10 protein-coding genes are annotated in these 12,132 nt (G+C 59.2%); 4 read left to right on the forward strand and 6 right to left on the reverse strand.

Annotation, left to right across the window (positions count from 1 at the left end; translation table 11 throughout):
- Window positions 1-89: 89 nt before the first annotated feature.
- The 3 genes from TU81_RS09735 to TU81_RS09745 form a co-directional block, all read right to left on the reverse strand.
- Entirely contained in the window at window positions 90-4,490 is a 4,401-nt protein-coding gene (locus TU81_RS09735) for a response regulator (protein ID WP_048394759.1), read from the reverse strand.
- A gap of 58 nt (window positions 4,491-4,548) precedes the next feature.
- Window positions 4,549-5,706, reverse strand: a complete 1,158-nt coding sequence (locus TU81_RS09740) for an HD-GYP domain-containing protein (protein ID WP_048394761.1) — start codon at window positions 5,704-5,706, stop codon at window positions 4,549-4,551.
- 180 nt (window positions 5,707-5,886) lie between these two features.
- Window positions 5,887-6,279: a GFA family protein gene (locus TU81_RS09745; protein ID WP_038983779.1), complete on the reverse strand. Its 393-nt coding sequence runs from the start codon at window positions 6,277-6,279 to the stop codon at window positions 5,887-5,889.
- A 410-nt stretch (window positions 6,280-6,689) separates the two neighbouring features.
- Here TU81_RS09745 and TU81_RS09750 point away from each other — a divergent pair, with 410 nt between their 5' ends.
- Together TU81_RS09750 and TU81_RS09755 are read left to right on the forward strand one after the other, a co-directional pair.
- Window positions 6,690-7,250: a lipid-binding SYLF domain-containing protein gene (locus TU81_RS09750; protein ID WP_038983780.1), complete on the forward strand. Its 561-nt coding sequence runs from the start codon at window positions 6,690-6,692 to the stop codon at window positions 7,248-7,250.
- A gap of 234 nt (window positions 7,251-7,484) precedes the next feature.
- Window positions 7,485-8,003, forward strand: a complete 519-nt coding sequence (locus TU81_RS09755) for an isochorismatase family protein (RefSeq protein WP_048394763.1) — start codon at window positions 7,485-7,487, stop codon at window positions 8,001-8,003.
- A 185-nt stretch (window positions 8,004-8,188) separates the two neighbouring features.
- On the opposite strand, the gene TU81_RS30735 is transcribed toward TU81_RS09755, so the two are convergent.
- Entirely contained in the window at window positions 8,189-8,485 is a 297-nt protein-coding gene (locus TU81_RS30735) for a hypothetical protein (protein ID WP_080772174.1), read from the reverse strand.
- A gap of 303 nt (window positions 8,486-8,788) precedes the next feature.
- The gene (locus tag TU81_RS09760) at window positions 8,789-9,271 is read right to left on the reverse strand and encodes a cupin domain-containing protein (RefSeq protein ID WP_038983782.1); all 483 of its coding nucleotides are present in this window, start codon (window positions 9,269-9,271) and stop codon (window positions 8,789-8,791) included.
- 234 nt (window positions 9,272-9,505) lie between these two features.
- Between TU81_RS09760 and TU81_RS09765 the strand changes: the two genes are divergently transcribed.
- Window positions 9,506-9,985: a VOC family protein gene (locus tag TU81_RS09765; protein ID WP_038983783.1), complete on the forward strand. Its 480-nt coding sequence runs from the start codon at window positions 9,506-9,508 to the stop codon at window positions 9,983-9,985.
- Between the two features lie 142 nt (window positions 9,986-10,127).
- On the opposite strand, the gene TU81_RS09770 is transcribed toward TU81_RS09765, so the two are convergent.
- Window positions 10,128-10,901, reverse strand: coding sequence for a nuclease-related domain-containing protein (locus TU81_RS09770; RefSeq protein ID WP_038983784.1), 774 nt, complete (start codon window positions 10,899-10,901; stop codon window positions 10,128-10,130).
- A gap of 331 nt (window positions 10,902-11,232) precedes the next feature.
- Between TU81_RS09770 and TU81_RS09775 the strand changes: the two genes are divergently transcribed.
- On the forward strand, window positions 11,233-12,102 hold the full coding sequence (locus TU81_RS09775; protein WP_048394765.1) for an AraC family transcriptional regulator: 870 nt from the start codon (window positions 11,233-11,235) through the stop codon (window positions 12,100-12,102).
- The last annotated feature ends 30 nt before the right edge of the window (window positions 12,103-12,132 follow it).

A 12,132-nucleotide genomic window follows, 5' to 3' on the forward strand; every position in this document is an offset into this window, starting at 1 on the left:
CAAGCAGTTGATGGCTGCCCTTGGTGACTGTGAGCCCACCGCTGTGCCAAGTATGAATATGGAGCGCTCACCGTTATCCTTTGACTAGATCAGGTCAGGTTCTCCAGTAGCTCCAGGGCCTGGTCGAAATCGAAGCGTTCTGCATGCTGGACGACCCGACGCAGCTGCTCGGCCACCCGAGGGTCTGACGCCAGCCCCTGCAATTCGTGCAGGGCAGTGAGCACCTCGGTGTCACTCTCGGCCAGCAGGTCCCTGACTTGGGCCAACCGCGTCTGTAACTCAGCGCCGGAATGTGGCGCAGGCACCGGCTCGGTGGCTGACTCCGACTCGGCTAGCCCCGCCAGCCCTTCCAGCACCGGATCCAGGCAGCGCTCGACCGCCACCAGGCGATCAGCCAAGACCTCTTCCGTCGCACCGGTCAGGCAAGCCTGCTCCAGGGCGGTGGCAGCATTCGCGACGACCTTGGCACCGATGTTGCCCGCAGTTCCGCGCAGGGTATGGGCCAGGCGTGTCGCCGCCGAAGGATCTCCATCACCACGGGCGACCAGGAACTCGGCTCGGAAAGCACTCTGGCTGGAGCGGAACTTGCGCAGTAAGCGCAGGTAGAGCTCGACCTTGCCCATGCAAGTGGCCAGGCCAGCCGCCAGATCAATACCGGGAAGGTCAGAGGGCAGGCCCACGGGGGCAACCGTGGCGAGCGGCGAGACTTCGGTCACATGGACGGTACGACCGGGTCTGGGATGTATCCATTTGGCCAGGGTGACGAACATACCCTCGACATTTAGCGGTTTGGAGATGTGGTCGTTCATGCCGCAGGCCAGGGCCCGCTCGCGATCCCCCGCCATGGCGTCGGCAGTCATGGCGATCACCGGCAGTTCAGCCCAACGCGGCTGCTCGCGAATTCTGCGGGTGGCGGTATAGCCGTCCATCACCGGCATCTGGCAGTCCATCAACACACCGTCGATATCTGCGTCGCGCTCCAGCTGGTCGAGCGCCTCTTCGCCGTGGGTGGCTATGCGCAGCTCGATGCCGGCGCTCTCCAGCAGCTCGCAGGCCAGCTCGCGGTTCAGCTCATTATCTTCCACGAGCAGCAGGCGCGCTCCGCGCAAGCTAGTCATGGCGCTGACGCTCTGTCCAGATCGCTCGCTGGCCCGGGTGTCGGCCTGGGGGATCTTTCCGAGCACCGTGCCAATAGCCTCCAGCAGAGTGGACGGAGTCACCGGCTTGGTCAGCACCACCGGCAGCTGGACGCCGTGCCGGCTGGCCTCCTCCCGCACCTCCTCGCGACCGAAAGCGGTGACCATGATCACCGACGGCGTTTGCGCCAGATTGACGGCGTGCATCTGCCGCACCGTCTCCACGCCGTCCATGCCGGGCATGCGCCAGTCCATCAGCACCAGGTCATAGGGCAGCGCCTTGCGTTCGGCCTCCACTAGCATGCCCAGCGCGGCGCGACCACTCTGCGCCACGTCCACCTCCACACCAAAACTGCGAGCCATGCTGGAGAGAATCTCGCGCGCGCTGGCGTTGTCGTCGACCACCAGCACACGGATGCCCAACAGCTCGTCGGCGGTAAACATACGCCGCGGCTGGGCGTCACGCTGCACACCGAGGCTCACCTCGAAATGGAAGGTGGAACTGCGGCCGAGTTCACTCTCCACCCAGATGCGTCCGCCCATCAGCTCGACCAGGTGCTTGGAGATGGCCAGGCCCAAGCCAGTGCCACCATACTTGCGAGTGGTGGAGCTGTCGGCCTGACTGAAGGGTTGAAAGAGCCGCCTGCACTGCTCGGCGCTCATGCCGATGCCGCTGTCGCGCACCTGGAAATGCAACAGCGCCTGCTCCTCGCCACCGCCCAGTTGCTCCACGCCGACCACTATCTCGCCCTGCTCGGTGAACTTCGCCGCATTGTTGCCGAGGTTGATCAGCACCTGACCCAGGCGCAGCGGATCGCCGATCAACGCGGTCGGTAGCTCGGCTGGGGTGCTGAACAGCAGCTCCAGGCCTTTGTCCTCGGCCTTCAGGCCAATCATGCTGACGAAGCCGTCGAGTACGTCCTCCAGGTGGAAAGGAATGTATTCGAGGTGCATCTTGCCGGCCTCGATCTTGGAGAAGTCGAGGATGTCGTTGATGATCCCCAGCAGATTTTCCGCCGAGCGGTGCACCTTCTCGATGTAGTTGCGCTGCCGGTGGTCCAGCGCGGTCCGTAAGGCCAGGTGGCTCATTCCGATGATGGCGTTCATCGGCGTGCGGATCTCGTGGCTCATGTTGGCCAGGAAATCGCTCTTGGCCCGAGTCGCCTCCTCGGCAATCTCCCGCGCGAGCTGCACCTCGGCCTCGGCGGCTTTGCGATCGGTGATATCGAAGTACCAGTTGGCGCAGATGATCCGTTCACCCAGCTCCAGCGTCACCGCCGAAACAAGCACCTCGAAGCGCTCACCCTCGGTACGCTGCAAGGTCGCCTCGAAGTTCAGCACTTCGCCTTCCGCCGCCGCCGCGACGAAGCATCGGTGTGCCTGCTGATCGACCCAGAAACGCCCCGAATCCACCCCATCGAGTTGAGCGAGACGGGTGCCGAACAGGCTTTCGAACTGCGGGTTACAGTAGGTCGGGCTGCCGTCGACATCCCTGATCAGCATGGCCACCGGGCTGCTGTCGAGTACCGCGCGCAGCTGCGCCTCGCTGACCTTGAGCGCCGCCTGCAACTGGCGACGTTCACTGACGTCGCGCACCGAAGCGCACACGCATATCCCGCGCCCCTCCAGACTCGGCAGGCGCGACAGGCCGATCTCTACCGAGAACATGCTGCCGTCTTTGCGCACACCCTGCAGGTCGTCCAGATTGGCGCCCATCTGTCGAGTGTTGCCATGCGCCATGAAGCCGTTGCGCAGCTCCACATGACGCCCCCGACTCGCCACTGGAACCAAACGCTCGATGGCCTCGCCGACCAGTTCGCCGGCGGTATAGCCGAACAACTGGTCCAACTGCCGGTTGGTCCGCAGGATGTGCCCGTCAGCGTCTATCACCAGCATGCCGTCCGGTGCCGCCTCGATGATCCCACGGTACCAGGTCTCGGTAGAGCGCAGTGCGGATTGCTGGGCTTCGAGCTCCTGCGCCTGTCGCTCCAGCAACTGTGCCTGCCCCGCCATTTCATCGGCCTGACGACGGGTTTCCGCTAGTAGGGCCTGGACCGCCTGACTGCGCTCCAGGATGGCCATGGCCGCAGCCAAGCGAGGAGTGGCTTCCTGTAACAGCAGCGACTCGCGCTCCCCCAACGGCTGCAAACTGGCAAGCTCGAGCACGCCCAGCAGCCGCTCGCCACGCAGAATAGGCTGCAACAGCAGACAAGTGGCCGCAACCTCGCCGAGCTGCGAGCGCAGATGCCAGAACCGTTCCGGCAGTTCCTGCAGCTGGCGCGCATGACGATCGACGGCGCACTGCCCCAACAGGCCATCGCCGAACATGACCTGCTCCTCCGGTGGTCGCTCGGAATCGGTGGCATAGCTGCCCATCAGCAGCAGTCTGGTGGAGCCCTCCTGTACGCTATAAAGAACCCCTTGGCAGATGCCGAGCTGGTTCGCCATGTGATGCAGAAACACCCGCGCCAGTTCGGTGGGTGTCTCCGCCTGCTGCAGATCGACTTGCAACTGGGCTGTCTGTGCCTTGATCCAGCGCTGGCGCTCCAACTGCTGAGACTCGATCTGCAGTTTGGCAATCGCCCGCGCCAGGTCACCGGTCTCGTTGTGCAGGTCGGTATGCGGAATCGGTTGGTCGAGCCTTCCTGCGGCCAGTTGGTCCACGGCGACTCGCACCCGGTTGAGCGGGTTGCGGATCGATTGGCTGACCAGCCAGGACAGCAGCAGCGTCAGCGACAATCCACCGAGGAGCAGGATGTATGTGAGCGTGGTGCTGCGATCGGCAAAGTCGGCAATCTCCTTGGCTGTGTCGCGAATCGAGCCCTCCTTGATCTGGGCGACTGCGTACAACAGAGCATCTGCCTGCTGATCGAGGCGCTGGAACTCGCTGCTGTTGAGCAGCAGCAACGCCTGGCCCTGGCGGCCCTGGTCGATCAGTTGAAAGGCTCGCTCGCTATCGCTCTGCAGTTGTTGCAAAAGCACGTCGAACTCGGCGAGGCGCTCCAGATTCTCCTGGAGCCTGAGGGTTGGTTTGGCTTGGGCGAGAGCCTGCTGCAGACGGTGCTGAGTGTCACGCAGTTGCTGCAGTGATTCGATACGGATGTCGGCGCTGTTCGTACCCACGGCACGTTGCAGCGCCTGCACCAGATGTGGTAGCTGCACCCGCGCCTCGTGCAGGTGCTCCATGCCGACCAACTCCTGGAGATAGAGATTCTGCATGTCCTGCTTCAGTGATTGCTGGGTGCGCAAGCTCTGCACGCCGAGTACCAGCACCAGCACCAGTAAAGCGGCAAAGCCGAGGATCAGCTTGTGGCGAAGTGCAAGACGCTCAAGCAGGGTACGCAATCTGACCATGGCATATCCCCAGTGACCACAATGAAGAAGTTAGCGAAGACCGCCTGCAGCACTTTGCTCAAGGGTCTTGGGCGATACGCTCCAAGGCAGCCAATTGCCTGGCCATGTCCTGATCGCTGTCGGCGAAGCGTTCGGCAATGGCCTGGAACTGTCCGACATTGGCCAGGAAGGCATCGCAGACGTCCGGATCGAAGTGCGAGCCTCGCCCCTGGCGGATGATCTCGACGGCCTCCTCGTGGGGCATGCCCTGCTTGTACACCCGTCGACTGATCAGCGCGTCGTAGACATCCGCCACCGCCATCAGCCGGGCGCTGATGGGAATGTCGTCAGCGGCCAGCCCCTGCGGATACCCGCTGCCGTCCCATTTTTCCTGGTGGCTGTAGGCGATCTCCTTGGCCAGGCAGAGGAAGTCCACTCGAATGCCCAGTTGATCCTCGGCATGCTGGATGGCATCACGCCCTAGCGTGGTGTGGGTCTTCATGATCTCGAACTCCTCCTCGGTAAAGCGTCCCGGCTTGAGGAGGATGTGGTCAGGAATGCCGATCTTGCCGATGTCATGCAACGGTGCCGACTTGAACAACAGGCGAATCGTCTCGTCGTTGAGAAAGTGCCTGAAACGAGGATGGTCACGCAGCTGTTCGGCCAGCACCTTCACGTAATGCTGAGTGCGCCGGATATGGTTGCCAGTCTCGTTGTCGCGCGTTTCCGCCAGTGAGGCCATGGCCTGGATGGTTACGTCCTGGATGGCCATCACCTCGCGGGTACGGCGCTCCACCTCCTGTTCCAGGTAGTCGTTCTGATCGCGCAGGAAGTCCGCCGCGGCTTTGATCTTGATCTGAGTATCCACCCGTGCCAGAACCAACGGCGGGCTGATCGGCTTGGTGATGTAGTCGACGGCGCCCAATTCCAGGCCATGGATCTCGTCCTCGATCGCCGCCAGGGCGGTGAGGAAGATGATTGGAATGTCGCAGGTGCGCGGATCATGCTTGAGCAGGCTCGCCACCTCGTGACCGGACAGCCCCGGCATCATGACATCAAGCAGGATCAGGTCTGGTAGCGAGTCGCCCTGCAGCACTCGCAGGGCCTTCTCACCACTGTTGGCGGCTTTGATCCGGTAGCGATCCTTGAGCAGGTCAGTCATCAGCATCAAATTATCAGGCGTGTCGTCGACCACCAGGATGGTGGCCCGGTGGTAGTGACTCTGTTCGGCACTCATGGCGAGCGGCTCCCTTGCCAGATGTTGGCATCCCTAGGGTGACGTTTTCTCTGTCACCACATTGCAGGAGAGCTTAGCTGTACTTCTCTGGGGCTGCCGCACCGGTCTCAGCTGCCTCTACGACTTGAAGCGCCCCACCAGCCCGTTCAGTTTGGTGAGACCGAGCGCCGTGCATGCGACCTACTCCTCAAAGCGACCCGTGGCGTCACGATCGCGCTCGTATCGTCGCGTGAGCGGAAACGGCGGCAACCAGGATTCGCGGCGGATGATCCAGCTTTCGTAGGTTGGCTTCAGTTGGTCAGGGGCATCCAGGGATCCCAGGTTCACTTCGATTTCGTCGCCGGTGCGGGCGAAAACGGACGAGCCGCAGCGGGGACAGAAAAACCGCCCGGCGTAGTCGCGTGTTTCGCCATCGATCGTCACCGCATCCTGAGGGAACACCGCGGAGGCATGAAAAAGGGCCCCATGATGCTTGCGGCAGTCAAGACAATGACAAAGGCCGACCCGGTATGGGAGTCCCGACGCCTCAATTCGAACGTTGCCGCACAGGCAACCACCGGTGAATCGGTCCATGCTGCACCTCCTCTAAAATCAAGCGGCACGAAGGCGCCATTGCGCGACGCTTGAGCATTTCGTTGATGACACCCGTTTTGTTTACGGTTGCCTGCTGCGGCTTTTGGTTGTTTGACCGAGTTCCTCAGTAAAACAGTGGTCTTCCCCATTACTTGCGACATTCCACAGAACTAACAGTATCTGTTCTCTGCCATCGCAGTTTCTGACGACGAACCCGGCTGATACACAGAGGTCAAAGCAGGTGATGACGTCGCCAATGATCAAAGGCCTCTGGCCTGCTTCACTCAAGGGCGAAGCCAGGAGTTCACACACTTTAGGGTGCGCGGGATAATTTCAGCAGGCTCGGATTTCTGCCGAGGGCAGGTGCTGGCTGCTGCTCACATCCAATGCTCCCGTATCGGAGTACTAAAATGACTCAGTCAATGCGGTTCTTCCTATCGATCGTCCTTGCGACAGCTTCACTGGCATCGGCGAGCTTCTTGAACACTGCTGGTGCGGCAACCGCCGAGGATCTGGATGTCGACTCTCGGCAAGCGTTGCAAACGCTCTACAAGTCCACGCCATTTGCTGAAAGCATTTCGCACAACGCCAAAGCGATTCTTGTCTTCCCGAAAATCATCAAGGCGGGCCTTGTGTTTGGCGGCAGCTATGGCGAAGGCGTGTTGTTGGAGGGCAAGAAAGTAGAGAATTATTACAACTCCGTAACCGGGTCCTGGGGGCTGCAGGCAGGTGCCCAGTCGTATGGCTATGCGGTTTTCCTGATGACCGACAAAGCCGTGGACTACATACGTAAATCCAAGGGTTGGGAAATCGGCGTAGGCCCCACTGTTGTAATGGTTGATGAAGGGGTGGCGAAAAATCTGTCCAGCACGACTGTGAAGGACGATGCCTACGCGTTCATTTTCGACCAGCAGGGGTTAATGGCCGGGATCAGCATCGAAGGAACCAAGATTTCCTTGATCAAGCGCTAAGACTTGTCGTTTGGCGCATGGATGCGCCCTCTTGCCAACCAGGTACCGGGCAGATACTGTCAGCTCTATGAATCAGCCACGCATTGCCTCGACCACCACTACCACGACCGCCCGAGGCGGGTCGTGAGAGGTGTCGTGAGCCAATAACGCACGAACTTCAAAAGGCCCGCCAGTGATGGATAGGGCCTTTTCTTTTGCCCTTGTGTCGCTGGTCCAAACGCAAGGAAAAGCACGATGTATGCACTGTTGATTCTCGATATGCAGGTTGGATTGTTTCATGGCCCGGATAAACCCTGGGCGGGCGAAGCGTTGCTAAACACTTTGAATAGCCTGCTGAGCAAAGCCCGGAAAGCAGGCGCGCCAGTTTTTCTTGCTCGCCACGTAGGTCCGCCGGGCTCGCCTATCGAACCTGGAAGCCCGTTCACGCAACTGGTGCAGGAACTCCTGCTACAAGGCGACGATGTGGTCTTCGAAAAAAGCCGCCCCAACGCTTTCGCCATGACTGACCTGGCCGATCGGCTAAAAGCTTGTGGATCTCAAGGCGTGGTTATTGCTGGAATGAAGACCCAGTACTGTGTCGACAGCACCTGCCGCGCCGCACGAGATCTTGGGTTCGATGCAGTGCTGATCGCCGATGGTCATACCTGCACCGACACCCCTGCGTTGAAAGCCGAAAATATCGTCGCTCATCACAATGCAACCCTGGCGGGCCCATTCTGTCGTGTCGTTCACGCTGAGAACTGGCACTTCTAACCGGCATTGATAGATCGGCTCAAGACTGGGTCGATCTGTCCTTCTGTCGGCGTCGTTTCCGGGTGAGCCGCGTGTCAGGCCCGACCGTGCGTCACGTGTATCACAGTGTGTCTGGCTAGCAGCTTGATACACATTCGATAACGCCACTTTCGACCGCAGCGCCAAGGCTCTGGAAAACCCGTTTTCTAATTTTTGCACTCCGCCAACACCACTTCGCAGGTATCCGGCGTGCCACCGGATCGGCCGGCATAGCGTATGCAGTTAGCCAGGGATTTTGCGCGAGCCATGTTCAAGGTGGAGCCCCAAGCCAGGCCACCCTCGCCAGCAGTGGGTAGCGCTTTTGCATAGCAGTTTGAGCCTATGTTTGAGGCCGAATAGCGGGCCGTGGCAGCTTTGCCTGAACATCCACTCAGCACCAGGTTGATGGCTAGCAGGGAGAGTAGGACCCATGACGAGCATTGGCACGCTGTTGTTCCGGTCATCCCGTTTCCCCTGTAGCAAGAGGCGTGAGGCATGTTTGTGCTCGCGTACTACTCAGATTAGACGGTGCTGCGCCTGCCCTTGGCTCCGTTTAGCGGACTGATTCGGGCTGACCGGATGCCCGTTAGTTTTCGGCCATTAGCGGGCCCCCGGGAACGTCCGCTTCGTGTTGCAACCGAACTCAAGAGAACCAGCATTGATTTCATTCAATGCGTGCAGTCAGGGAATAAATCAGATTGGTCGCTGGGCTGGCGCATGTACTCACCCATGCGCCTGCGTGATGGTGGGAATGTCAGGTAGATAGGTCACTTCTTCCTTGGGTCATCCGCGGGATTGAGAAAATTGATACCCCACGGGCCGGTCCCATGGATCTGCACGACAGTTTCTTCTTGGGTGAATACATACATCGGCATACCAACAGGCATGATCGTGATGCCGCCCGGCGTGTAGGCCCTGGCTTTGGCGGGGTCAAATTTGTCGCCGACTCCCAGGTGAAAAGTGCCGGAAATTACGGTGACACGTTCCACTACCGGGTGAGTGTGGACACCTATTTTAGAGTTTGCAGGTAGCTTGAGCCGAAAGGTAAACGGATCTGCAGTTTTCAGGTCGCCTTCAATGACTACGATTTGGGCGCCAGGCGCGACCGATGGCGCATCAGACCATTTGAGATCGGAGGGTAGAACTGATATGTGGCCCGCCATCGGTTGCTCAGCGCCCGACACAGGTAACGTCATGAATGCAGCGAGTGTGAACGCGCTTGACGCCACAAAGACTCTTAATTTGTACATTTTCTGCTCCTTTCGAACGGAACAAATGTTGCTAAGGGCGATCACCATTTATTAAAGCTACCCTGGGGCCATAAGCAAGGTGGCCTGTTGTTAAAGCCGCTGCCGTTAGTGACGTCGGCGTACGCATCCGGTCATCTAAGTGCGCGCCCTCCTCAAGGTACGCAAGTTGCCAAAATTGTCCGGTTACCTACGCTACTAGAACGCACGCATCAGTCCCCATTTTGGAGAACCAAGATGATCAGCAAAAACACGATTTGTCTCTGGTACGACGGCACCGCGCTGGACGCTGCGAAGTTCTATGCCGAGACGTTTCCGGACAGCACTGTGGGCGCTGTCCTTCGCGCGCCTGGCGACTATCCGGCGGGCAAACAGGGCGATGTCTTGACGGTCGAGTTCACGGTGATGGGCATCCCTTGTCTCGGGCTGAACGGGGGTTCGGCGTTCAAGCACAACGAGGCTTTCTCGTTCCAGGTTGCGACCGACGACCAAGCCGAAACGGACCGCTTGTGGAACGCGATTGTCGGAAATGGCGGCCAGGAAAGTGCCTGCGGCTGGTGCAAGGACAAGTGGGGACTGTCGTGGCAGATCACACCACGCGTTCTGACAGCTGCGATAACCGATCCTGATCGAGCGGCGGCCAAGCGCGCGTTCGACGCCATGATGGGGATGAGAAAGATCGACATCGCGGCGATCGAAGCGGCTCTGAAGCGTTAACCAGCGCTGAGACCCGTCGAATGTGGCCAGTGCTGAAGCCAGGCGCTGGACTAGAAAACTCATGAGCGGCCGTTTTTGCCGGGAACGGATGACTAGTCAGTTGCTTTCATTCGCGGCTTCAAAGGACGAAGTGCCTGGAGGACTAATCCAAATCCTGTTTCGCTCGACATTTGGGGTAGGCGCTGCAGCCCCAGAATCGCTCGCCTGCTCTATCGCCTGTCTTACGGATACGAATTTCGAAAGCGCTTCCACAACGCGGGCAACTGCGTTTCGCGAAAGGGTCGTTTCGCTGTTTCAGGCGTTGTACATGCTCGTAGTGGGTAGTGAACGTACTGTCCCTCTTCCCGCTCTCCAGCGCCTTCACCATTACACTCACCTGCGCGTCGTTAAATACAGGCTGCTGAAAGGACTTGATATAGCGGATGCAGCTGACGCCTTGGGTGACATTGTCCGGCATGACGGTCTTGAAGCTGCTGCCGCCGACGAAGGCGATTACAGAATGGATGTGCTCGGGCGGAACGCTGAGCAGCGCTTCTAGTGCCTTCAAGTGTTTGTAATTCTGCCGCAGCGGGTTCTGGAACCTGAAGCGATGCCGGAAGATCTGCTGTGTCCACTGGGCCTGGCGCTCACCTCCAAAGATCCAGCCGCCCATGTTTTTGGTCTCCAGCACGAAAATGCCAAAAGGCGACAAAAACACATGATCGATCTGGGTAGTGCCATCGGGCGTATCCAGTGTGACGTTGTGCAACCGGCGGTAGACCTGGCCATCCAGCCCATAGTGGGCAAATGCCCGCACCAGCAACTCACCGAACCAGCCCTTGAACCAGGGCGTCTTGATGATGATGGCCAGGACCAACAATGGCAGCAGCCACATCAGCATGTCGAACAGCGGCTGGAGCATCACAAAAATATTCATCGCTTCCTTTGCGTGGCGAACGTGTGTCAGTAAGCCGGATGTGGCTACGCCTTCACCCTTTTGTTCCTTCCTAGCGTAGGCGAGGTAACGGGCGTCTGCTTTCGGCCCTGGCTGTGTAAAAACGCTTTAAAGCAGGTTTGACAGGCAAAACCGGAACGAAAATCGCACTTCTACACAATTTTGCGTCTGCTGAATTAACCAAGCGCTGTCAGATTTTTGGAAATAATCGCATTGGCCAACCCAAAACGTGCCTTGAGCAAACGCGGCTAGGCGCGTTCACGCCGCTATAGTCGACTCTATTGACGACCGTACTTCCAGGAGCCTTTTCCCAGTGTCTGACATGCCGACCCACTTCGCTTACACAAAACGCTTCAACGCCGTACTCGCCTACATTGATGCCCATCTCGAAGGTGATCTGTCGGTGAAGACGTTGAGCCATGTGGCGAACTTTTCGGCGTTTCACTTCCATCGACAATTCACCGCGTTCGTAGGAGTGCCTGTCTCACGTTATGTGCAACTGATGCGGCTACGACGCGCGGCACATCGCCTGACCGCCCTCGCTGATCACTCGGTACTGAACGCCGCACTCGGTGCCGGCTTTGAAAGTCCCGAGGCATTTTGCAGGGCGTTCAGGCGGGCGTTCGGTATGACGCCGAGTGCATTCAGGAAGGAACCGAACTGGCAGGTCTGGAATGCGGTATTCGCAATCCCTCATTTTTCCAGGACTATCATCATGCAAGTACGAATCGTGGAATTCCCTGAAGTCAGGGTAGCAACGCTTGAGCACTGCGGACCCGCCGGGCTCGTCAATGAGAGCGTGCGCAAGTTCATCGAGTGGCGTATGCAGAGCGGACAGTCGCCGGTGGGATCGAGTCGCACCTTTGGCATTCCCTATGGCAACCCCGATACGACACCTCCACACGCATTGCGCTTCGCCATTTGCGGCGAGATTCACGAGGCCGTGGCGCCGAATGAGTTCGGCGTGCACGAGATCGTCATTCCTGGCGGTCGCTGCGTCGTGGTGCGACACGCAGGGTCACCGGATCACATCGGCGAATCGATCTATCCGATTTACCGCGATTGGCTTCCTGCCAGTGGAGAGGAACTTCGTGACCAGCCACTGTTCTTTCATTACCTGAGCGTCTATCCCGAAACACCGCAGGATCAATGGCAAACTGATGTGTATGTTCCGCTGCGATAGTGGAGCAAGCAGCTTTTGACCCTGAGCGGA

This window comes from Pseudomonas lini (genome assembly GCF_001042905.1).
GTDB lineage: Bacteria > Pseudomonadota > Gammaproteobacteria > Pseudomonadales > Pseudomonadaceae > Aquipseudomonas > Aquipseudomonas lini.

Excerpts from the sequence above, each read along its gene's own strand:
- TU81_RS09735 (WP_048394759.1), bottom strand. The coding sequence starts at position 4,490 with ATGGTCAGATTGCGTACCCTGCTTGAGCGTCTTGCACTTCGCCACAAG.
- TU81_RS09740 (WP_048394761.1), bottom strand. The coding sequence starts at position 5,706 with ATGAGTGCCGAACAGAGTCACTACCACCGGGCCACCATCCTGGTGGTC.
- TU81_RS09745 (WP_038983779.1), bottom strand. The coding sequence starts at position 6,279 with ATGGACCGATTCACCGGTGGTTGCCTGTGCGGCAACGTTCGAATTGAG.
- TU81_RS09750 (WP_038983780.1), top strand. The coding sequence starts at position 6,690 with ATGACTCAGTCAATGCGGTTCTTCCTATCGATCGTCCTTGCGACAGCT.
- TU81_RS09755 (WP_048394763.1), top strand. The coding sequence starts at position 7,485 with ATGTATGCACTGTTGATTCTCGATATGCAGGTTGGATTGTTTCATGGC.
- TU81_RS30735 (WP_080772174.1), bottom strand. The coding sequence starts at position 8,485 with ATGACCGGAACAACAGCGTGCCAATGCTCGTCATGGGTCCTACTCTCC.
- TU81_RS09760 (WP_038983782.1), bottom strand. The coding sequence starts at position 9,271 with ATGTACAAATTAAGAGTCTTTGTGGCGTCAAGCGCGTTCACACTCGCT.
- TU81_RS09765 (WP_038983783.1), top strand. The coding sequence starts at position 9,506 with ATGATCAGCAAAAACACGATTTGTCTCTGGTACGACGGCACCGCGCTG.
- TU81_RS09770 (WP_038983784.1), bottom strand. The coding sequence starts at position 10,901 with ATGAATATTTTTGTGATGCTCCAGCCGCTGTTCGACATGCTGATGTGG.